The 21,301-nt window shown below is 58.0% G+C and carries 20 protein-coding genes; 12 read left to right on the top strand and 8 right to left on the bottom strand.

The window, feature by feature from the left end; genetic code table 11:
* Positions 1–20: 20 nt before the first annotated feature.
* The 3 genes from OHL14_RS16095 to OHL14_RS16085 are packed head-to-tail and all read right to left on the bottom strand — an operon-like array spanning position 21 to position 1,973.
* The gene (locus tag OHL14_RS16095; protein WP_263380395.1) at positions 21–500 is read right to left on the bottom strand and encodes a GatB/YqeY domain-containing protein; all 480 of its coding nucleotides are present in this window, start codon (positions 498–500) and stop codon (positions 21–23) included.
* 37 nt (positions 501–537) lie between these two features.
* Complete coding sequence (locus OHL14_RS16090) at positions 538–1,107, bottom strand: methyltransferase family protein (protein ID WP_263380394.1); 570 nt, start codon at positions 1,105–1,107, stop codon at positions 538–540.
* 47 nt (positions 1,108–1,154) lie between these two features.
* Positions 1,155–1,973, bottom strand: a complete 819-nt coding sequence (locus OHL14_RS16085) for a hypothetical protein (RefSeq protein WP_263380393.1) — start codon at positions 1,971–1,973, stop codon at positions 1,155–1,157.
* Between OHL14_RS16085 and OHL14_RS16080 the strand changes: the two genes are divergently transcribed.
* The 4 genes from OHL14_RS16080 (at position 1,972) to OHL14_RS16065 (ending at position 5,144) form a co-directional block, all read left to right on the top strand.
* Complete coding sequence (locus tag OHL14_RS16080; RefSeq protein ID WP_263380392.1) at positions 1,972–2,100, top strand: hypothetical protein; 129 nt, start codon at positions 1,972–1,974, stop codon at positions 2,098–2,100. The genes OHL14_RS16085 and OHL14_RS16080 overlap by 2 nt on opposite strands.
* Before the next feature lie 399 nt (positions 2,101–2,499).
* Positions 2,500–3,891: a replicative DNA helicase gene (gene dnaB, locus OHL14_RS16075; RefSeq protein WP_263380391.1), complete on the top strand. Its 1,392-nt coding sequence runs from the start codon at positions 2,500–2,502 to the stop codon at positions 3,889–3,891.
* A 119-nt stretch (positions 3,892–4,010) separates the two neighbouring features.
* Positions 4,011–4,391, top strand: a complete 381-nt coding sequence (locus tag OHL14_RS16070; RefSeq protein WP_263380390.1) for a VOC family protein — start codon at positions 4,011–4,013, stop codon at positions 4,389–4,391.
* Between the two features lie 15 nt (positions 4,392–4,406).
* The gene (locus tag OHL14_RS16065) at positions 4,407–5,144 is read left to right on the top strand and encodes a helix-turn-helix transcriptional regulator (protein WP_263380389.1); all 738 of its coding nucleotides are present in this window, start codon (positions 4,407–4,409) and stop codon (positions 5,142–5,144) included.
* On the opposite strand, the gene OHL14_RS16060 is transcribed toward OHL14_RS16065, so the two are convergent.
* Both OHL14_RS16060 and OHL14_RS16055 read right to left on the bottom strand, forming a co-directional pair.
* Positions 5,110–6,963, bottom strand: coding sequence for a L,D-transpeptidase family protein (locus tag OHL14_RS16060; RefSeq protein ID WP_263380388.1), 1,854 nt, complete (start codon positions 6,961–6,963; stop codon positions 5,110–5,112). The two genes, OHL14_RS16065 and OHL14_RS16060, sit on opposite strands and share 35 nt — an antisense overlap.
* 172 nt (positions 6,964–7,135) lie before the next feature.
* Positions 7,136–8,341 carry a hypothetical protein gene (locus OHL14_RS16055; RefSeq protein WP_263380387.1) on the bottom strand — a complete coding sequence of 402 codons (1,206 nt, stop codon included), beginning with the start codon at positions 8,339–8,341 and terminating at the stop codon, positions 7,136–7,138.
* 87 nt (positions 8,342–8,428) lie between these two features.
* Between OHL14_RS16055 and OHL14_RS16050 the strand changes: the two genes are divergently transcribed.
* Complete coding sequence (locus OHL14_RS16050) at positions 8,429–8,845, top strand: DUF2251 domain-containing protein (RefSeq protein WP_263380386.1); 417 nt, start codon at positions 8,429–8,431, stop codon at positions 8,843–8,845.
* Positions 8,846–8,848: 3 nt separating this feature from the next.
* Here OHL14_RS16050 and OHL14_RS16045 read toward each other — a convergent pair whose 3' ends face one another.
* Positions 8,849–9,340 carry a nuclear transport factor 2 family protein gene (locus tag OHL14_RS16045; RefSeq protein ID WP_263380385.1) on the bottom strand — a complete coding sequence of 164 codons (492 nt, stop codon included), beginning with the start codon at positions 9,338–9,340 and terminating at the stop codon, positions 8,849–8,851.
* Between the two features lie 98 nt (positions 9,341–9,438).
* On the opposite strand from OHL14_RS16045, the gene OHL14_RS16040 reads away from it, so the two are divergent.
* Positions 9,439–10,041, top strand: a complete 603-nt coding sequence (locus OHL14_RS16040) for an HAD family hydrolase (protein ID WP_263380384.1) — start codon at positions 9,439–9,441, stop codon at positions 10,039–10,041.
* Positions 10,042–10,145: 104 nt separating this feature from the next.
* Here the strand turns inward: OHL14_RS16040 and OHL14_RS16035 are convergent, their stop codons facing one another.
* Positions 10,146–12,044, bottom strand: a complete 1,899-nt coding sequence (locus tag OHL14_RS16035; RefSeq protein ID WP_263380383.1) for a PAS domain-containing protein — start codon at positions 12,042–12,044, stop codon at positions 10,146–10,148.
* 285 nt (positions 12,045–12,329) lie between these two features.
* Between OHL14_RS16035 and rpmI the strand changes: the two genes are divergently transcribed.
* The 6 genes from rpmI (at position 12,330) to OHL14_RS16005 (ending at position 17,230) form a co-directional block, all read left to right on the top strand.
* Positions 12,330–12,527 carry a 50S ribosomal protein L35 gene (rpmI, locus tag OHL14_RS16030; protein WP_263380382.1) on the top strand — a complete coding sequence of 66 codons (198 nt, stop codon included), beginning with the start codon at positions 12,330–12,332 and terminating at the stop codon, positions 12,525–12,527.
* A 202-nt stretch (positions 12,528–12,729) separates the two neighbouring features.
* Positions 12,730–13,113: a 50S ribosomal protein L20 gene (gene rplT, locus OHL14_RS16025; RefSeq protein WP_263380381.1), complete on the top strand. Its 384-nt coding sequence runs from the start codon at positions 12,730–12,732 to the stop codon at positions 13,111–13,113.
* An 87-nt stretch (positions 13,114–13,200) separates the two neighbouring features.
* Positions 13,201–14,118 carry a polysaccharide deacetylase family protein gene (locus OHL14_RS16020; protein ID WP_263380380.1) on the top strand — a complete coding sequence of 306 codons (918 nt, stop codon included), beginning with the start codon at positions 13,201–13,203 and terminating at the stop codon, positions 14,116–14,118.
* 102 nt (positions 14,119–14,220) lie between these two features.
* Positions 14,221–14,991, top strand: coding sequence for an SDR family oxidoreductase (locus OHL14_RS16015; protein WP_263380379.1), 771 nt, complete (start codon positions 14,221–14,223; stop codon positions 14,989–14,991).
* Between the two features lie 53 nt (positions 14,992–15,044).
* Entirely contained in the window at positions 15,045–16,397 is a 1,353-nt protein-coding gene (locus OHL14_RS16010) for an FAD-binding oxidoreductase (protein WP_263380378.1), read from the top strand.
* The gene (locus tag OHL14_RS16005; protein ID WP_263380377.1) at positions 16,394–17,230 is read left to right on the top strand and encodes an SDR family oxidoreductase; all 837 of its coding nucleotides are present in this window, start codon (positions 16,394–16,396) and stop codon (positions 17,228–17,230) included. The genes OHL14_RS16010 and OHL14_RS16005 overlap by 4 nt, the downstream gene beginning before the upstream one ends.
* Positions 17,231–17,319: 89 nt before the next feature.
* Here the strand turns inward: OHL14_RS16005 and OHL14_RS16000 are convergent, their stop codons facing one another.
* Positions 17,320–21,150, bottom strand: a complete 3,831-nt coding sequence (locus tag OHL14_RS16000; protein WP_263380376.1) for a carboxypeptidase-like regulatory domain-containing protein — start codon at positions 21,148–21,150, stop codon at positions 17,320–17,322.
* Positions 21,151–21,301 lie beyond the last annotated feature (151 nt).

Below are 21,301 nucleotides of genomic sequence, written 5' to 3'. Positions count from 1 at the left end.
TTGCGAAGGGCGAAGGCTGCTTATGCCTTCGCCAGTTCTTCTCTTACTAGCTCGCTGACGAGCTTGCCGTCGGCGCGGATGCCATCGGCGAGGATGCGCTGCTGCGCGACCTTCATGACCGCACCCATATCCTTGGGGCTGGGCTTAGATCCGCCGTTGTCCTTGGTGATCTGGGCTACCGCTCCGGCTACGATGGTAGCGATGTCTTCGCGGCTGGCGGCCTGAGGCATGTAAGCGTCGATGAGTTTGATCTCGACCTCTTCCTTAGCGGCGAGTTCGGGGCGACCACCCTTGGTGAACTGTTCAATGGATTCGCGGCGCTGCTTCAGCAGAGTCGTGATGATGGACTGCTCTTCGGCGTCGGTAAGGGGCTCACGCTTGTCGATCTCTCTGGACTTGAAGGCGGACTTCACCATGCGCAGGGTGGTGAGCTTGTCTGCTTCGTGTGCCTTCATCGCGGTGATGATGTCTTTGCCGATTTGTTCGCCGATTGCTGCCATGATGCTTGCCTCGTTCTCTTTCGTTTGCGTATCCAGTTTAGTAGATGCCGGGGAGGAGGCGCTTGGTGGTGCGGCTGTAGTCGATGTACTGTTCGCCGAAGGCGCTGGTCAGGGCGGCCTCTTCTACATGCATGCGATAGAGCAGGGCGAGAAAAGGTGGTACGACGAGGATTACGATGGAAAGCCAGTTTTGACGGCGCAGGGCGATGGCGAGAAAGATAAGCATCATGCCCGTGTACGAAGGGTGCCGCATGTAGCGGAAGAATCCGGAGGTATTGAGCTTCTGTGTGTCGTGGATGGCGACGTTGGCGCTGAAGGAGCGGCCAAGCGTAATGATGGCAGAGAGCCGGATGTAGAGGCCGACGGCAAACAGTGCGAGCGCCGGTGTACGCAGCCACTCCGCGTTGTGGATCATTGTGGGTCTATAAGTTTCGCCGAGCGCGCTGCCTAACGAGATGGAGACGCCGATGACGATCCAGAGAATGTAAAGAGAGCCGCGGTCGTCGATCTTGCCACCGCCGCTGCGCGTGCGGGTGATGACTGCAACATAAATTTCGGTGAGCAGCCAAGACCCGTAGAGGACCTTCCAAAGCAGAGACAGGAGCATGGCTAAGTTTCTCCCATGCTCCCGTGTGAGACAAGCGGTTTGTGATGCTAAAACTTATAGCCGACGCCGATGGAAAGAATGGGGAAGAAGCGCAGGTTGTGAATGTCGTCGTTGATGATGGCCTGCTGAGCCTGCACGTTGGCTTGCGTTTCCGTGTCTGTCTGCACATTACCGCAGCCGTCGGAACTGCAGGCGCTGCCGGTGAGGCCCAGATTGATCTTCGGCGGTGAGATGTACTCGAAGCCGATCTCGAAGGGGACGCTCCAGTGCTTGCCGCTGCGCGGGATGATGTTGCCCCATCCAGTGGTAATGGTAGGTCCGACTCTATTACCGAAGCGGTTATTCGGGGAGTTGAACGTAGCGACGAGGGGATCGGTGGGATCGCTGGTGTAATCCGTGTCGTTAAGCGTGATGGTACCGCCACCGGGAACAGTTGCGGTGCCGTTGAAGCGGTTGCCGTTGTAAAGCATGATGCCGGGACTCACGCGGAATCCGTTGTTGAAGGGAAACCAGTCGACGCTGGCATTGACGGAGCGGAGCGTGAGGTCGCCTTTGATGTTGAAGCCATCTTCCACCAGGTTGTCGACGGTGTAGCCGAAGAAGCTGGCGCCACCGCGAAGGTTGAGCTTAGGTGCGAGGGGTGTCGCAACGTCGAAACCGATGCCGTTGGCGCCCACTTTTGCGTCGGCACCAAGAGCCGAGAACGGCCTTATGGCGCTTCTGTAGATAGCGGTAGGCTGAGGGGGGATGACGGTGCCGGGCGCATCCGGAAGAGAAGAAGAGGTCTGCGCCAAGGACTGCAGAGGAAGGCAAGAGAACAGCGCGCTAACGACGTACAGAGCAGCTGAACGAGAGGTACGACCCATGAGTTTCTCCGTTCGGTTGATCGTGATGGAATTGTTGTGCGTAAGTGGTTGGCGAAGGATGGAGTACACCGCCATCGTGGGCGGTGTGTCGAGTGTGATGCGCGAAAACGTGAGAAAGCTGTTGTGAGCGCGGATTCGCTTGTGAAAAGACTTCAAGCCATGGTCGATTTGGGACGGGCCCTGGGGTTGGCTGTATCTCATACAATAGAAACATCGGATTCGCAGAACATGGAGCAAGGTTCAGTGACGTCGCTACCACCGCTAGATGTGCAGTTGAGTTCGACACTGCTTGCATATACGCGAATCCGCAAAAGTGTCTAACTTATTGAAGACAGAGGGATGGCTTTGCGGTTTTCTCTTATATCCCATCCCTGATTTCCCGCCTTTACACATTGCATCCACAGCGTTTCCGAACGGTAGTCCTCAGGACTTCCACCTAGCCTTAACTCTTCACTTGTCGCTTTCTCGCGCAGCATGTGCGTCCCTGTTATGCCTCGGATGACGAGGTCGAAAGAAGTTTCTCTGTATGGCTCTACAATCAATGCCCGCTCCGATGGGCGACGGCCTTCCGGCGTCGATCCAAACTGAAATCACCGTGCTGGGAGCCATGCTGCTCGATGCGGTGGCGATCACCGATGCGACGGCGAAGTTGCGTGCGGAAGACTTCCTGCTGGACTCGCATCAACGCATCTACCGCGTGATGATCGACCTGATGGCTCAAGGTCATGGCGTCGACACCATCACGGTGATGGAAGAGCTGAGCCGCAAGCGCGAGCTCGACTCCGTTGGCGGCGCTGCGTACCTGACGCACCTGATGTCGGGCATTCCGCGCAATCCGAATATTGAAAGCTACGTCCGCATTGTCAAAGACAAGAGCCTGCTGCGTGAGCTGCTGGGCATTTTCAACGATGGTATGGTGGCGGCGAGCGACCAGAGCGAAGACGCTACTACAGTGTTGAACGATGTTGAGATCAAGCTCGCGGCGGTGGCAGACTCGGCCATTCAGCGGGGATTTTCGAACATTGCGGATATCGTTGCTAGCTCGTTCGGATCGATCGATGCATTGTATGAGCAGGGGCGCGAGGTAACAGGACTCGCTACGCATTACATCGAGTTCGACAAGATGACGAGTGGTCTGCAGAACTCGGAGTTGATCATCATTGCGGCGCGTCCTTCGATGGGTAAGACCGCATGGGCAATCAATATTGCGCAGAACTGCGCCGTGAAGGACAACAAAGTTGTGGCGGTCTTCTCGCTTGAAATGTCCAAGGAGTCGCTGCTGCGACGCATGCTTGCGAGTGAGGCCATGGTCGGCAGCCGCAAGTTGCAGACCGGCTTCATCCCTCGTGAGGACAAGGGCAAACTCATCGCTGCGCTGGATCGCCTGATGACCTCGCGGATGTACGTCGACGATACGCCGGGCATCACGCTGGCGGAGATGCGAGCGAAGGCGCGGCGACTGAAGCAGCAGGAAGGTCAGCTCGACCTGATCGTGATCGACTACCTGCAGCTGATGACGGGCGCGAAGCAGGGCGGCAAGGGTGCGGAGAATCGTACGCAGGAGGTCGCGGGCATCTCGCGCGGCCTGAAGGCGCTGGCGAAGGAGATGCAGGTGCCTGTCATCGCGCTATCGCAGCTGTCGCGTGGCAGTGAGCAACGAACCGGCGATAAGAAGCCGTTGCTGAGCGATCTGCGCGAATCGGGATCGATCGAGCAGGATGCCGACGTGGTCGCGTTCATTCATCGTGAAGAGTATTACGATCGCGAGAACGAAGATGTGAAGGGGCAGGCGGAGATCATCATTGCCAAGCAGCGTAACGGACCTACGGGCACCGTGAAGATGGCGTATCTTGCGGACTTCACACGCTTTGAAAACCTCGATCTACAGCACGGCGATGGTGGTGGTGACGCGTACTAGCTGCTAACCGTCCGTCAATAATTGCCTCTCCTGACAGGCTCCTGACAGTATGCTGTCAGGAGTGGTTTCATACTCTGCTTGTGTAGCTGATGCCCACTTCGCGGCACGGAGAGATCGCCATGAGCAAGTTTGAGAACAATGCCATCACCTGGTTCGAGGTGCCGACGACCGACATCGAACGGGCCACGACCTTCTACGAGACGATTCTGGATATGAAACTATTGGCGTGGCCGGGGCCTGAGCCTTGCCAGATGTTCCCCATGCAGCCGGGTGGTGTGGGCGGATGCCTGGTGCAGCGCGCGCAGCAGCGACCGGCATCGGACGGGGCTCTTGTGTATCTCAACGTCGATGGCAAGCTGGATGCGACGTTGAAGCGCGCGGAGAAGGCGGGTGTGAAGGTGCTGGTGCCGCGCACGGAGATTCCAGGTGGCTATGGCTACTATGCGCAGATGCAGGACTCGGAAGGGAACCACATTGGCTTGCACAGTCGCTTGTTCTAAATCCGAGGCGCGCGCGTGAGGCGTGCCGACAGGCTCTTTCGCATCGTGCAGATGCTGCGCTCCGGGCGGCTGAAGACAGCCCGCGCGCTGGCGGAGCGACTGCAGGTGTCGGAGCGCACGATCTATCGCGACGTGCGTGATCTACAACTTGCCGGTCAGCCGATTGAAGGCGAAGCCGGTGTCGGCTATACGCTGCGACGCGAGTTCGACCTGCCTCCACTTATGTTTACTCCACAGGAATTAACGGCGCTGGTGCTGGGCGCGCGGCTGGTGAAGGCGTGGGGCGGTGCGGAGAGCGTGGTCGCTGCGAGCTCCGCGCTGGCCCGCATTGAGGCGGTGTTGCCTGCAGAGTTGGCGGCAAAGCTGGATGCGATTGCGCTGTATGCGCCGGACTTCGTAATGACCGCAGCGCAGCGCAAACTGCTGGATCAGCTTCACGCTGCCTGCCTTGATCGCATCGTGACTGAGTTCCGCTACACCAAGCTCGGCGAGGACGAATCGCAGGCGAAAAATCGCAGGGTGCGACCACTTGCGCTGACGTTCTGGTCTGGCGTATGGACGCTGGCAGCCTGGTGCGAGCTGCGCGACGACTTCCGCATCTTCCGCATCGACCGTATCGCGGAGTTTAGGCTGACCGGCGAAAATTTCACGCAGAAACGCGGACAGCGGCTCGAGGATCTGAGCAAGCTGATGCGCGCGAAGGCCAAGGCCGGAGATACTACTCAGTCTCTCCGGCTACAAGGGTTGGGTTGATCTTCGCGGGGCCCTGCGCGTAAGGACGTCCCTTGGCGAGCGCCGTATTCAGGTCCTTGTCGTAACCGTAGATGTCATTGAAGAAGTGCATGGTGCCATCTTCATCGGCCATCGCGGTCATGTAGGTCAGCACGACAGGCAGCGGGGTTTTGAGGCCGTATGTCTTGTTGTTCTCGTCCTCAGCGTTCATTGCGTCATGGATGCTGTCAGCGTCCCATCGCGTCTGGTTCTCGGGGTCCTTCTGATCGCCACCGAGCACCCACAACGCCATCTGGTCCGCATGCTGTAGTCGCACGCAGCCGTGTGAGCGATCGCGGCGGGTGAGGTTGAAGAGAAATAACTCCGGCGTTGAGTGCATGTAGACGTCGTACTCATTGGGGAAGAGGAATTTGACGAGGCCCAGCGAGTTCTTCGGTCCGGGCTTCTGGCGCACGGCATAGCGCAGATGTTCGATGTCGGAGACGCTTGCGCTGGTGACGACCTTGCCACTGTGGTCGGTCATCTCGTAATCGTGCGAGGTGAGGTAGCCGATGCCGCTCTTCTGCACGTGCGGTACGATCTCCTTCTTGATGATCGAAGGCGGCAGGTTCCAGTAAGGGCGGAAGACAACGTAGCGCATCAGGCGAACGAACATGGGCGTGTCGTGGAAGCCTTTAGCCTCACCGTCGATGACGAGCATCTTGAAGGCTAGAGAATGATCGGTTCCATAAGCGCGCAGCATGAACTCGGGCAGGTTCACGAAGACGCGTGGTTGCTGATAGTTGTCCGGCAGCCAGCGCCAGCGCTCGAGAGCGTCGTCGATGGACTTTACGCGATCGTGCAGCGGCACGTTCATCGCGTCGATGGTGCCCTGACCAAGCTTGCCGTCGACAGTGAGGCCGTGGCGGCCCTGGAACTTCTTTACTCCGTCAGCTAGCGCTTTCGTGTAGGCGGTCGATGCTGGCTTCGCAGCTGCGTTTGCGTCGTTTGCAGGTGAGGCTGATGTCTCGGAGGCATCGGAGTCGCCTTCGAGCTGCAGGCGCGTGAGCAGAGCATCGGTTGCGGCGTAGTGACCGCCCGCTTCGATAGGTTTCGCTCCGTTCAGGCCGGGCAGCGGATCGGTTGGGTTTGCGTCCTGCTGCTTCGCGAGTTCGAGGTAGTGCGGAAGAGCAGCCTCGGTGTTCTTGTAGAGCGGGTTCTGCGGCTCAATAGAAGCGACGACATTGGCGACATCGCTGCTGGAAAGCACCTGGTCGTTGAGCAGCTTCACGACATCGAACGCGGCGCGCTTGCCGGGAACATCGATGTCGAAGTTGAGCGTCTGCGGATTGATGCGGCCGAGATGCAGGTCTGAAAGATAGCGGATTGCACAAACAGTGAGGGCTACATCGAACTGGGCTACATCGCGCTGCGCGTCAGAGGAGGTGTCGCTCTTCTTTCGGATGTCTGCGATTCGTTGCAGGCGCGCGGGCCAGCGAGAGGCGTCGTAGTCTTCGGGGTCAAGGCCCTTCTGCGCGGCATCGGTGAAGATCTGGATCATCTGAGTCGCTGCGGAGGTCGGAGCGATCTCGGAGGCCTTATCGCCATCGATCCAGGCTGTGCCGCTATCGCGCCCGTTGTAGAGGTCCTGCACCTTTTGCTGATACTCGCTGTAGTTTGGCCAGCGCAGGTCGGCCAGCTGCGAGGTGGTTGTAATGGCCTGAATCTGACCGGGATAATCGGTGCCGGAGAATGCGGCAGTGATGCCGCCCTTCGCGTGGTGCTTGCAGCCGGAGAGACTCAACAGGGCAAGAGACAGGGCGAAGGTGAGGCGCGTTGCAGTGGTGTGTTGCGTGTTCACAGAAATAGCCTCAGTCGTACAGGAACTCGTTGCAAACGTGCAGCAGCTAACGCATTGGATGCGTCGGTGGAAGGCTGCATGGTGGATAACGCTGAACGGAGTCTTGCCACCATGTTTTCATACTTTGGTCTGTGCGGAGAGGCTGATCTTCACGCCAAAGTAAATTCTTCGTTTACGCGCCGATAAGGCCGTAGATCGTGCTCCAGCAAAGTCCGGCCTGGGTGATGACGATGGCGATGGTCAGCACGAGGAAAAGCTTTCGCTGACGGGTTTCGAGAACGTCGGCGAAGACACCGCCCGTGAAGGTGAAGAGAAAGGGCAGCGCCCAGAACCAGGGAGCGGTGATGACTTGAGTGGTGATGAGCGGCAGCAGTGCGAGCGAGATCAACAGCGGCGTGGTATTTCCGAAGTAGCGGCTGCGGCGGCTTGTTGCATAGACCAGTAACGCGACCGCGGCAGCGACCAGGATGCCCGCGTTGCTAAGAGTGAAGAGCTGTCGGCTGACGAGGTCGAGCGAGAACCAGAAGCGGCCCGAGCCTCCGGTGAAGATGTACAGGAAGGCCGAAGGACGGAAGTTGAAGCTGGCGATATCGAGCACCAGCGCTCCGAGCGCGGCGAAGATGAGAATCTGCGAGACGTAAGCGCGGCGTCGCTCGGCAACGTAGAACAGGAAGATCGCTCCGGCGAGGAAGCCGAGCATAGCTGCCAGTAGATGCGCGGTGGCGGTAAGGCCGAGCGCGACGGTAAGCAGGAGGATGCGGGGCTTCCATTTGCTGCGCGGGCCCTGTAGCGCGTGCGCGACACCGATGGCTGTGTAAACCAATCCGTAGAGCCCCCACATCGCGAGGACCTCATTGTTTGGGTGCGTCGCATAATGGATGACCGCGGGGCTGAATATGTAGAGCGCGAGCGCGAAGGCTCCGCCTTCCGGGCCGAAGAGACGCTTCGAGACCCACCAAAGGCCTCCGCCAAGCCAGATCGCAAAGAGTACGAAGGGGATGCGCAGCAGATACTTCACGTTTGTCAGCTCGTGACGAGCCTCCCAAGTGGTACCGTTCAGGCTTCCTTCAGCGTAGAGGCGGTTCTCCGGCTTGCGCAGGTGATCGATGCCGAGGAGCACGAGTCGCTGTGCGGTTAGAGGAAAGCCTGCGAGGCGATAGGCGAAGGTGCCGTCACCGTTCAGATTGCCGCAGGTGGTGAAGTAGCCTTGCAGGACGGACGGGGCTTCCCACATCTCTCGGCCGCAGTGCGCGTAACGATAGTCGTTGGCGTCAAGCGGCTGTTCATGGATGGAGATGAGGCACTCGGCGAAGAGTACCAGCAACAGGAACGCAGCGACACGCTGAGCTCGACCTATATAGAAGCCACGCAATCTCATTCAGTTAACAGGGTATAGGAAGAGGGCGCAGAGAATGGCGCTGCGCGTGGCGGTGCCTGAAATCTGCCGTTCCTTTACCCTATAGGTATGGATTCGCTTACGTTTACCCCCGGTCGTGCCTTTCTGTCTTCACCCTCCCCTGCGGTGCCGTGGACTGCTGTGTTTGAGGATGAAGGTCCTGCCGGGTACTTCTATGCGTGCGATCGCTCCTACGAGGACTATCAGGATGCGATCCTCGACTCGATGCTGATCTACAACAAGTCCGCGTTGCAGGAGCCCGAGAAGGAGCGTCTCGCAGCGATCCAGTGGTCGCGCGACGGGCAGCAGTGCGTGCTGTATCTCGATGGCACGGCGCAGGCGCTGATTGATTTTGCCGCTAAGCAGAGCTTCTGCCGGATGGACTTCCCCAACTTCATGGGGCAGCAGGGCGATCCGTGGCGAAAGGAATCTCACGCCTGGGACGAGGCGAAGCTGCAGCAATTTGAGGCGGCCAGCTACTCCTAGAACTTAGCTCTTCTGGGCCGATTCGTGGTCGTAGCTGATGACGCGGGTCAGCTTCCAGACGCCATCCTTGTCCTGCCAGATCATCACGAACTTGCCCATGCCTACGCCTTCGGTGTCGTCGTGTCCGGGATGGTGGAACCAGTGTTCGCCAATCTCGACGGCTCCAAAGTTCTTGAGCTGGTGCGCTTCCAGGGAACCGGGCTTCAGGCTGCGTTCGACCTTGCCGCAGATGTTCTGCTTGATCGATGCGAGGAATGGTGCTTTGCCGACGGCGAGACCAGTCTGATCGTGGTAGAACTCGAGGTCGTCGGAGACCATATCGCCGAGCGTCTTCAGATCGCAGTGGTTGTAGGCGTCGAAGAGCTTTGTATCCAGAGCGGAGACGGTGGCTGTGAGGGCATCCTGCTCGGCCTTCGGAGGCGGGGCCTGGGCGAGCGCGAGGCCGGTGATCAGCAGAGCGAGGGCAGTAGTGGTCAACAGGCGCAGGAACTTCATGGATGTGTCTCGCTTTCAGTGTTGGAGGACTCTACGCGCAAAGGAGGCTTGCAGTTCCATAGTTTCCCGATCTGTAGCGGGTGCGAGACAATGGAGAGATGAGACTTTCTCTTCCTCCTGGTGACTTCAAGGCTTACCTCTTCGACTGCGACGGCACGATCGTCGACTCCATGCCGCTGCACTTTGTGGCCTGGACCAAGGCGCTGGCTGAGTATGGGGCTACAAATTTCACGGAGCAGTATTTCTACTCCATGGGTGGCGTCACGGTAGGAGCCACGGTCGAGGCGATCAACAAGCGCGACGGGCTGAATATCCCCGTGGAACCGTTCGCTGTTCGTAAGGAGCAGCTTTACTACGATCTGATTCACGAGCTGAAGGCCGTGCCGGAGGTGCTGGAAGAGATCCATCGTACGCATGGCACGATTCCGTTTGCGGTGGTCTCCGGCAGTACACGAGAGTCTGTTGAGAAGTCGCTGAACATCCTTGGGATTCGGCACCTGTTTGATGTGCTGGTATGTGCGGGCGACTATGAGCGCGGCAAGCCCGATCCACAGCCGTTCCTGATGGCGGCGGAGAAGCTGGGTGTCCCAGCGAAGGACTGCCTGGTCTTCGAGGATGCCGAGATCGGCATCCGTGCAGCGAAGGCTGCGGGTATGGCGTCGGTGCGGATCGCGCAGCCGCATGAGCGGGTACTGGTGTAGCCGCAACCGGCAGAAATGGCCCTCCGAGCTATTTCTCGGAGGGCTTTTTATGTGGTCAAGGACAAAGTGTTCGGCCAGTCCTTGAATGCTCCCGGCATCTTTATCTAGCGTTTCACTGCTTCAAAGGGCAGAAAGAGCGTAAAGACCGTCCCTCGGCGTCCAGGCCGACGCGAGCTTCGAACACGCAGTGTGCCGGCGTGGTTTTCGACGATTTGCTTGCTGACCCACAGTCCTAGCCCATTGCCGATGGCGCCCTTGGTCGTGAAGAAGGCGTCAAAGATCCGGGACAGCGCGACCGGATCTATGCCGCTGCCCGAGTCTGCAACGGTCATGGCAATGCCCACTCGCTGGGTGCGGTGGTCGGTGGCCGCGCGACTGCGGATCAGAAGGCGCCCTCCCGTGCCCAGCGCATCCACTGAGTTGCCGACGAGGTTGTTGAGGACCTGGCGAATCTCTCCATCGAAACAAAGGAAGGACTTATTCGTGCGGTCCTTGCGTTCAACCTGAATCTGCGCGGCGTTGATCTTGCCGTGGTGGACGGCAAGGACCGTTCCCATCAGATCGTCAAAGGTGACCTCGCGCGGTGAGCTGGATTGCTTATAGAAGCGGAGCGTCTGGCTGCTGATGACCGAGACGCGCTGAAGTTCTCCTTCGGCGGTCGTGATGTAGCGCTTCATCTCCTCGGTTTGATCGCTTTCCTGTGCGAGGTACAGCAGATTCGTGACGGCCTCGAGCGGGTTATTGATCTCGTGGGCGATGGAAGCAGCTAGTCTGCCGACGGCGGCCAGTTTCTCCGTCTGGATGAGGGCGCTGGTCGCCTGCTTCTGCTGGGTGACATCGCGCGAGAAGGTGACGATGCCGTCCGCCGTTGGGTAGACCTCGATCTCCAGCCAGATGTTCAGCGGCTCCGGGTAATAGGCCTCGAACCTGCCGGAGATGCCGTCATTCATGGCACGGTTGTAGTGCTCGACATAGGGCGATCCTTCGTACACGGCGCCCGGGAAGCGTTCCCAGAGATTTTTTCCAAGAACTGGGCCGCCCGCGGAATAGATCTCTTCGGCCCTGGGATTGATGTACGTAAGAACCCAGTTGCGGTCGACGATAACAATGGCATCGGTGGTCACGCGCATGATCTGGTTGAGGCGGGCGTTCAGACCGTTGCGCTCGCGCTCGGCGCGGCGGCGTTCGCTGATGTTGCGGAAGACGAGCACACCGCCGAGGATCTTTCCATCCTCGTCGCGGATGGGAGCGCCGCTATCGTCGATGTTGATCTCGGTGCCGTCGCGGGCGATGAGGATAGTGTGGTTGGCGAGCCCAACGACCTCGCCGACGCGGATGGCCTTCTCAGAGGGAATTTCGACGAGCTCACGGGTGGTTTCGTTGACGATGTGGAACACCTGCGCCAGTGGTAGCCCTTCTGCCTCCTGCTGCGGCCAGCTGGTCAGCTGTTCGGCAATGGGATTCATACGGGTGACGCGGGAGGCGGCATCGGTGATAATCACGGCATCGCCGATGCTTTGCAGCGTGCGCACGGCTCGGGCTTCTGACTCCTGCAGGCGTTGCCGGGCCCTGACGGCGTCGGTTGTGTCGAAGGCGATATTGAGGATGCCTTCGATCTTGCCGTCGGTACCGTACCAGGCGCTATAACTGTAGTTCCAGTAGATGTCCTGCATTTTGCCGTCACGAGCGATGGGCAACAGAACGTTGGTGTAGTTGACAGACTCGCCGGTGGTCAGCACCTTGTGCATCTGGGAGCCGACGATAGGCCACGCTTCTGCCCAGCAGATCCGGGCAGGCTGGCCGAGTGCGGTTGGGTGCTTATGGCTCATGATGGGCATGAGGGCGTCGTTATAGATGACGACGTGCTCAGGACCCCAGAAAATTTGCATGGGGACCGGCGCTGCGAGAATCATGTTGATCGCGCTGAAAAGGGTATCGGTCCAGGTCTCGGCGTGACCGAGAGGCGTTGTCGACCAATCCAATTCGCGAATGAGCTTGGTCATCTCGCCGGATCCACAAAACTGTCGCGCGTTCTCACCCCGGGGGGCAGGGATGGGTGCAGATGCTGAGAAGGGTTCCAAGTCCTGTGTTTCCTTTATGAACAGATCTTAATCTCTCAATCAGATGCCGGATTATTGCAGAGCGTCGGCTGATGGCCTGCAAGAAGGACGAGGTTGGGGATGGATCAGATTGTGGAGAGTCAGAAAAGGGAGAAGTGCGCCCGGAATGCTCAAAAACCTGCTATTCTAGAAGACGTTGTCCAATAGCTGTATCGAGCAGGAAACCCAATGCCAAAGTTGAAGACACACTCCGGCGCCGCAAAGCGCTTCAAGAAGACTGGTACCGGCAAGTTCAAGCGCGGCCAGGCGAAGATGCGCCATATCCTCACCTCGAAGTCGAATCAGACCAAGTCCAAGCTTGGCAAGATCGTCCTCGTATCGGTGGCGGATACCCCGAAGATCGCCCGGATGCTGCCCTACGCCTAAGGCGTAGCGGTATTTAGAGTTTTTCGAATCAAGCCAATAGAAAAGAAAGCAGAATTGCTGGATTTCTATAGAAAGGGCCGCAAAATGCGTTCAGGCCCCTGGATTAGGCCAAAGCCAATCCACTGAGATTCGGAGTTGTAGGCGAGAGAAGAGGCCACCTTACCTCCATCCGCTCAAACGAAACACGCAAAAGGAGATCACCATGCCCCGTGTAAAACGGAGTACAAAGCGTAATGACCGCCGCAAGAAGATTCTCAAGCGCGCGAGTGGTTACTTCCTCACCAAGTCCAAGCTGTACCAGGCTGCTCAGGAAGCTGTAGAGCGCGGACTGAAGTTCGCCTACATCGGCCGTAAGCAGAAGAAGCGCCAGTTCCGCTCGCTGTGGATCGTGCGTATCAATGCCGCCTGCCGCATCAACAACATGAGCTACTCGACGTTCATCAACGGCCTCAAGAAGGCTGGCAACGGTCTGGACCGCAAGATTCTCGCCGATATCGCAGCAAACGACGCAGCAGGCTTTGCCGCTCTGGCCGCTCAGGCCAAGGCAGCTCTCGCCGCTGACAAGAAGGCTCGCGCAACCGCGTAAGTCTTTTGCACGAAACAACAAAGGCGTGGCTTCGGTCGCGCCTTTGTTGTTTCTGCACGCGGAGACTCTTCGCATTACACTGTGGCGATGAAGCTGTTCCGGATCCTTGTCGCCGCAGTCGTTTTCGGCTCGGTATGTGTCGCCATTGCACAGACAAAAACGCCGCAGGTGGCGTTTACCTTTGACGATCTCCCCGCGCATGGACCGTTGCCTCCAGATGTCGCAAGGCCGGAGGTGGTGCGGTCGATCCTCGCGACCTTGAAGGCCGAAAAGATGCCGCCGGTGTATGGCTTCGTGAATGGCTTTCGGCTAACGGGCTATCCCTACCAGGCTGATATTTTGAAGGACTGGGTGAAAGCTGGGGAGCCGCTGGGCAGCCATACTTTTTCGCATTTGTCGCTAGATGTAGTGTCAGCGGAGAGATTTGAGGAAGACATCGCTGCTAACGAGCCGATCTTGAAGAGGGTGGACCCGAACGGTGACTGGCACTGGTTTCGATATCCGTTCCTGGACGAAGGTGACACACTGGCGAAGCGACAGGCCGTGCGTGGCTATCTAAACGCTCATGGATACAAGGTAGCCGAGGTCACCATGGACTTTGAGGATTACCTTTGGAACGAGCCGTATGCGCGCTGCATGGCAAAGCATGATGACGCGGGCGTGGCGTATCTGGAAAAGAGCTACCTGGAAACGGCGGACGAGTTCATAGGAGTATTTCGTGATCTTTCCAAGCAGTTATATGGCCATGAAATCCCCTATGTCCTCCTGATGCACGTAGGCGCGTTCGATGCGAAGATGTTGCCGCGATTGATCGCGCTGTTCCGGTCAAAGGGCTTCGAGTTTGTAACGCTGGAGCAGGCGCAGAAAGACCCGGCGTATAGCTTCGACCCGAACATCGGGTATCCCGGTGGCGGGACTCTGGAGGAACTGGTGGCCAAAATCAAGGGCGTGAACTTTCCGGACAATACGAAACCCTATAAGAAGTTGGAAAAGCTCTGCCAGTAGTCAGGTTGCCGAATGTCGGTTGAGCGGGAAGGATTGCCCCGGAAAGATGCCTGTGCAGTATTTGCGGGTGAACCTTAGAAGGGGATCAGGAATCTAACTCGTATGCAGATCTCTGGCAACACCATACTTATTACCGGCGGAGGCTCCGGCATCGGCCGAGGGCTCGCCGAGGCGCTGCACGCGCTGGGCAATCACGTCATCATCGCCGGACGGCGCAAGCCGTTGCTGGAAGAGGTGGTCGCCGCCAATCCGGGCATGAAGTCGCTTGTGCTGGACATTGAAGATCGTAGGACAATTCACGGGCTCGCCGGAAGGCTGGCTTCGGAGTTTCCGGCGATCAACGTACTGATCAACAACGCCGGCATTATGCGAGCTGAAGACCTGCTGCACCAGCAGGATGATCTGAATGATGCCGAAGCGACGATCACCACGAACCTGCTGGGACCTATCCGGCTCACGGCGGCGCTGCTCCCTCTCCTACGCAAGCACGAATCGTCGACGATCATCAATGTGTCGTCGGGGCTGGCCTTTGTTCCGCTGGCATTTACGCCGACCTACTGCGCGACAAAAGCAGCTCTGCATTCGTATACGCAGTCGCTGCGCTACCAGCTGAAGGACACCACGACTGAGGTGCTGGAGATTATTCCGCCCTACGTGCAGACGGACCTGATGGACGGTGCGGAGGACGAACGAGCGATGCCATTGAAGGCGTTCATCGCCGAGACGATGGAGCTGCTGAAGCAGCAGCCGACGCCGCAGGAGGTCTGTGTGGAGAACATCGTAGCCCGCCGCCGCGGCATTCAGGAAGGCAAGTTCGACGCCATGTTCCAAGGTATGAACGAGGCCATGCGCGAGAGATTCACCAAGTCGTAGTGTCGTAAAGCTCAAAGCCTGAACGGCATACCTGCATCAGCTATGCTTGAGGTATGTCGTTTGAGCAAGAAGCAGGCCCGGTGAAACCTCCGTTTGAGTCGTGGGGGCGCTATCCGTCTTATGACGCCACGTTGAAGCCGTTGCACTGGCAGGGCGACTTTCCCGCTGTTCTTGAGGGAGCTCACTCCGGAGCGCTCGCTGTGGGTATGGGCCGAAGCTATGGTGATGTGTGCCTGTTGAATGAAGGCACGCTGCTGCCTACGACATCGATGAATCGCCTGCTGGGTTTCGATGCTGAGACGGGTTTGTTGACAGCAGAGGCTGGCATCACGCTCGCGCAAATTCTGGACTTCGCCGTGCCGCGCGGCTACTTTCTGCCGGTGACGCCGGGCACGAAGTATGTAACGCTTGGCGGCGCGATCGCAAACGACATCCACGGCAAAAACCATCATCTCGCGGGCACCTTCGGCAACCATGTAACTCAGTTTGAGTTGGTCCGATCGGACGGCGAGCAGATGCACTGTTCTCGGACAGATAATCCCGATTATTACGCTGCCACGATCGGTGGCTTAGGACTGACCGGCGTCATAACGTGGGCTCAATTGAGACTGAAACCGATCGTGAGCCGCAGGATCGACTTTCAGGGCATACAGTTTCACGGTATCGACGAGTTCCTTTCGCTGACGCAGCAGGCGGCGCACATCGAGTACACCGTGAGCTGGATCGATGTCACCTCGACAGGCAAAAACTTCATGCGCGGGGTCTTCATGCAGGGCGACCACTCGCAGGTGCCTGCGGCGCTGAAGCCCTCGCCGAAGCCGAAGCTCGTCTTCCCGTTCGAGCTGCCGGGCTTTGCGCTCAACCGCTACACGGTGGGCGCATTCAACACGTTGTACTTCCACAAACAGATGAAGCAGCGTGTGAGTGCATTGCAGGACTACGAGCCCTTCTTCTATCCGCTGGACATTGCACAGCACTGGAACCGCATGTACGGCAAGCGCGGTCTGCTGCAGTTCCAGTACGTGATCCCGTGGGAGCATGCGCGCGAGGGGACCATCGCGTGTCTACAGGAAGTCGCGAAGTCCGGCCTCGCCAGCTTCCTCGCCGTGTTGAAGGTGTTCGGTGAGGTGGAGTCGCCGGGGCTGATGAGCTTCCCGAAGCCTGGCATCACGCTCGCGCTCGATTTCCCGATCAAGCCAGAGAAGAGCTTCGCCCTGTTTGATCGACTCGCCTCCATGACGCAGGAGTTTGGCGGACGTCTCTATCCAGCCAAAGACGCGCGCATGACTGCGCCCCAGTTCCAGGCCTTCTATCCTCAGTGGGAAAAGCTAGCGCGCTACAAAGACCCGGCGTTGACCTCGGGATTCTGGGAGCGCGTCGTAGGTGCCGATGGAGGTGCGCGATGAGCTTTGATCCGAAGCTGCAAAAATCGGAGCCGCAACTCGCGCTGCGTTATGTGCCGGAGTCCGAGGGTGAGGCAGCGTCTTCACAACCGGACGGCCAACGGCGCATCCTCGTGCTGGGGGCGACCTCTGGCATTGCTGAAGCGACCTGTCGGCTGTGGGCTGCGCGTGGTGACAAACTGTTCCTCGTCGGCCGCAGCGCAGACAAACTGAATGCCGTCGCTGCCGATTTGAGCGTGCGTGGCGCGAGCTTCGTGGACACGACCGCAGTCGATCTCGATGATTGTTCGCGTCATGCCGAGGTGCTCTCCCATGCGGTGAATGCGCTCGGAGGACTCGATGTGGTGTTTATCGCACTCGGCGTGCTCGGCGATGCTACCGAAGCAGAACATAGCTTCGCTGAGGCGCAGAAGATTCTGCAGACTAACTTTGTGTCAGTGGTGAGCCTGCTTACGTGGCTCGCAGGCTACTGCGCGCAGCGGCACCATGGAACACTGGCTGTACTGTCGTCGGTTGCGGGAGATCGAGGCCGCAAATCGAACTACGTATACGGCTCGTCGAAGGCAGGTCTGAGCGCGTACGTCGATGGCCTGCGCAATCGCATCGACCGCGAAGGCGTGTCGGTGATGACGATTAAGCCAGGCCCGGTGCAGACGGCGATGACTGAAGGTATGAAGGGCAGTAGTAAGTTCGCCGATGTCGAGACAGTCGCCGCGACGCTGGTGAGGGCCATCGATAAGGGAACGGATGTAGTCTACGTGCCCGGCATCTGGCGAATCATCATGGGCGTGATTACGCACATTCCGGAGTTTGTATTTAAGAATCTGAATCTGTAGGACCAGCGTTCGAAGCGGAGAGCTTTGCGCAGTACAAAGAGAACGGCCCTCGGTGGATATCCACCGAGGGCCGTTTGTTGTCGTTAGCGTTAGAACTCGATACGAGCCGAGAACTGACCTACGCGCGCAGAACTCGCCGTGCCGCCGATCTGCCCAAAGGCAGAAGCGTTGTTCACGATGTTGACTCCGGGGTTTCCAAACGACGGGTGGTTGAGGATATTGAAGGCATCCGCGCGGAAGATCAGGTTGAGATCCTTCGAAGGGATGATCGGGAACCTCTTGGCGAGGCCCATATCCAAGTTGAAGTAGCCAGGTCCGCGAAGCAAATTACGGTTGCCGTACTCGAGGCCAACCGGTCCACGGAACTCATTGAATACCTTGGTAGCGCCAGCAGCGCCGCCGGCAAAGCCGTAGACGATGTTGGAGCTGTGGTCGGTGTTCACGTGCATCTTCAAATCACCCTTATTGCCGCCAATGTAGATAGCGGGGTCAAGGTTGTCGAAAGAAGCAAGGTAGGCGGAGGAGTACGGGGTGACAGCGAGACCGGTGCGCCACGTGGGCAGACCTGAAACGCTCCAGCCACCAGCAAGCTCTTCAGCCCAAACGGGAGCGTGGTTCATGTACTGACGCTTGCGACCGAAAGGCAGGGCATACACGAAGTCCGAGGTGATGATCTGCGTTACATCGAAGTCCGAGTTTCCACGGCAAGCGCGGGGGTGAAGCACATCGCAGATGAAGCCGCTGTTGGAGAAAAGAGCATTGCCGTTCGCGCTGAGCGACGTGTTGTCGATCGAGTGCGACCACGTGTAGTTGAAGTCGAACTTCAGACCGTATGACGTGCTCTTTTCAAGGGTGAGCAGCAGAGCGTTGTAGTTTGAGTTGCCCTGGTTGGTGAGGAAGGTGTTGGAACCGAACTGCGAGGGGATGCCGATGTTTGTGGGCAGGAAATTGGTGTAGCCGGCATTCACCGAGTAATAAGCCATCGCTTGGAGTGCATCCGAGATATCGCCGCGAATGATCTTGTTGCCAGCCATTGCAGCGGCGAGCGCTGTCTTACTGCCGCGCGATTTGAAGTTACCCAGCACATCTTCGAACCATGGCTGGGGGGTTAGAGTTTGGCCAGCACGAGCCTCCGTGGTGATAGCGGCGAATGCCTGAGCCATGGTCTGGGTGGACTTGCCAGTGTAGTCCGGCACGTCAATGACTTGGCCACCGTCCGCATCGGCCAGCAAACGACGGCCAAGGCGACCGGCATAGCTGAGCTTTAACAACAAGTGATCATTGAACTGCTGCTCAATGCCTGCATTGAAGGCGATAGAATAAGGATCCTTGAGGTTCGGGCTGATGATAAAGTTTGTTTCGCCCGAAGCAAGGCCGTAAAGCGTGTTCGGAGTTTGGTTCAGGGATCCATTGGCATCATCAAGGTATGGTGTGTACGGCACAGCTAGAGCGGCCGGCGCCGGGATCAGGCTCGTGTTGAAAGCGGCCGTGGTGCTTGCAATCGTGCCACTGATGCGAGGAACACCACCAGTGGCGGCATTCGTGGACGCAAGCGATCCATCCACGGTGGCTCCACCGAAGTTATTCACCTGCGTATTCGAGAACAGATAGGAAATCTGATCCTGCAGGAAGTTGATGGCATTGATGACCGTACGGTCGTACACGAGACCCGCGCTGCCATTGATGACGGTGCGGGGAGCCGCGTGGTAGGCGAAGCCAAAGCGAGGAGCGAAGTCTTTGTACGAGGGGTTGTAGAGGGGCTGAGCATTGTTAGCTTTGCCACCGAGTATGACGCTATAGATAGGCAGACCAGCATTTGTCGTGTTGCCAGCGTTCTGTTGGGCGAGGCGGGCCTTTACATAGGCATCGAGCGTGGTGTGGTTGTGATCCGTGGAGTTGGTTTGCTCGATCGACTCCTGGCCGTGTGCTTCGTACGGTACGGTGTAGAGCTGGTAACGCACACCGTAGCTGACGCTCAGCTTAGGAGTGATCTTCCAAGTATCGCCCGCGTATGCTTCGGTCTGGAAGTAACGGTAAGCACGCGGGCCACCGCCCCCCTGGGCCAGCGCGGCGCCGCCGACGGCGTAGTTATAGTTTGACGAAATGGTACCGATGGTACCGAGCACGCTCGTGAAAAGGTTGTCGTATTCGAGTTGCGCGTTACTGTCGCCGCTAATGTTCGTTGGGCGTACAGCCGCGTCAAGACCATTGCCGATCACGGGACCGGTAAGGCCCACACCAGCGAAGTTGAAGTTATTGATCAGATTGCTGTTGGTCTTGATGAACTTGAAGAGGCCGCCGAAGGTGATGCTGTGCGTGCCAATCTGCCAATTGAAGTCGTCGCGAACCTCCGGGATGGGAACGCGGCGCTTCTGCCCATCCGTACCCGTGTAGGGACCACCAAGGCCACTGAAGCTATACTCATTGGCACCGGTCGGGTTGTAGGCATTTGGGAAGCTCAACTTGGAGATGTTATCGCCGTAGTAGAACTGGTTGACCTTATTGTTGCCAATCGTCCAGATGTGGCTGACGACATAACCGTAGCTGCGGTCGATGTAAGGATGAGAGACCGGATCCGTGTCGAATATAGGCAGACTGGAGATAGCATTGCGCCGGTTGATGGTCGCGCGCGCGAAGACGTGCTGCTTGGGGGTCAGGTTGTAGTCGACCTTGGCAATGTAGGTGGTGTCGATGTCCGGGGTGGGGACAGTGAAGCGATAACCGCCAGTATTCACCCCATCACCCGCGCCTGTGTCGTTCACAGCGTGGGGTTGGTAGCGGGCGTTAAGGAACGTTAGCACGGAGGAGTTGAAGCCGAGGTTAGCAGGATCGAGTGCCTGCACTGCCGCTGCATTCAAGGAGCTGATGCAGGTGGGTGCCGTGGTAAGGCGGGCAGTCGAATCGCATTGCTGGCCGGTAGCAGGATTGGTCGTATTGTTGATGTAGTTGAGAGTGGGGTTAGCTCCGTAGAGGTTAGCCAAGGGAACGATGGTCTCACCCGTGCTCGATTGGATGATGCGAGAGTCATTCAGTTCGAAGAAGAAGAAGAGCTTATCGTGCAGGATAGGACCGCCGACGTTACCGCCGAACTGGTTACGAATGAGCGGGGTGCGCTTGACGGTATCCAGGTTATTGAACCATGAGTTGGCAACGGTCGTTGTGTCGCGATGATATTCGTTGATGTTACCGTGCCAGTGGTTTGTGCCGCTCTTGGTGACGAGCTGGAACTGACCGCCGCTACCAGTACCAATAGCGGGCACAAGGCCAGCAACTGTTCCGCCGAACTCTTGAACGGAGTCGATGGGAGCGGTTGAAATGATGGCGAAGGTTGCTCCAGACGCGATGTCGTTGACGTCAATGCCATCAAGGGTGACTTCGGTCTGATCGATACGGGCACCTGTGACGGAGCCTGAATTGAAATCCACACCAGCCTGGAGGCTGAAGAGAGTGGTCACGCCGCTGGTACGGTCCTGAACAGGTAGCTCATTGAGTTGCTCGACATCGACGTTGTTGCCGATGGAGGCATCGGTGGTATTCAAAGTGATGGAGTTACCGATGGAGACTTCCACTGTGTCCGTGTTGCCCGCGACCAGCTTCACATCCTGGGTGCGGGGCGTAGCGACCTCAACGGGAAAGTTTTCAACCTTCCGGGTAGCAAAACCGTTATGGGTGAAGGTGATGGTGTAGCCCTCGTGAGCTGGCACACTGGTGAAGCGGTAACCGCCCTGTTTGTCGGTAGTCTGCTTGAGTGACACGTTCGAGGCAGGGTTGGTCAGCAAGACGACCGTACCTGGGATGACGGCACCACTGGAATCGGTAACGGTGCCAACTACGGTAGACGAGTCCTGAGCGCGGACGATAGAGGCCGAAAGGACCAGTACGAGAGTTAGAAAAAGTAGTTTATTCAACCAGGTTTTCATGCTTGGGAATGTCTCCTCAAATAAATACGACAGTGTGATCGGTCGGGAGTGCACAACTGAATTGACTTATAAATGGCAAGTGCAGGCCACGATGGATATGGAATTCATCCTTATTGAGAGCAATTCGTCTGCCAAAACGCTTCAAAAACCC

Origin of the sequence: Granulicella paludicola, from assembly GCF_025685545.1 — a bacterium.
Classification (GTDB): domain Bacteria; phylum Acidobacteriota; class Terriglobia; order Terriglobales; family Acidobacteriaceae; genus Granulicella; species Granulicella paludicola.
The sequence above is the reverse complement of the archived record's forward strand: the minus strand, read 5'-3'. Positions and strand labels throughout refer to the sequence as shown.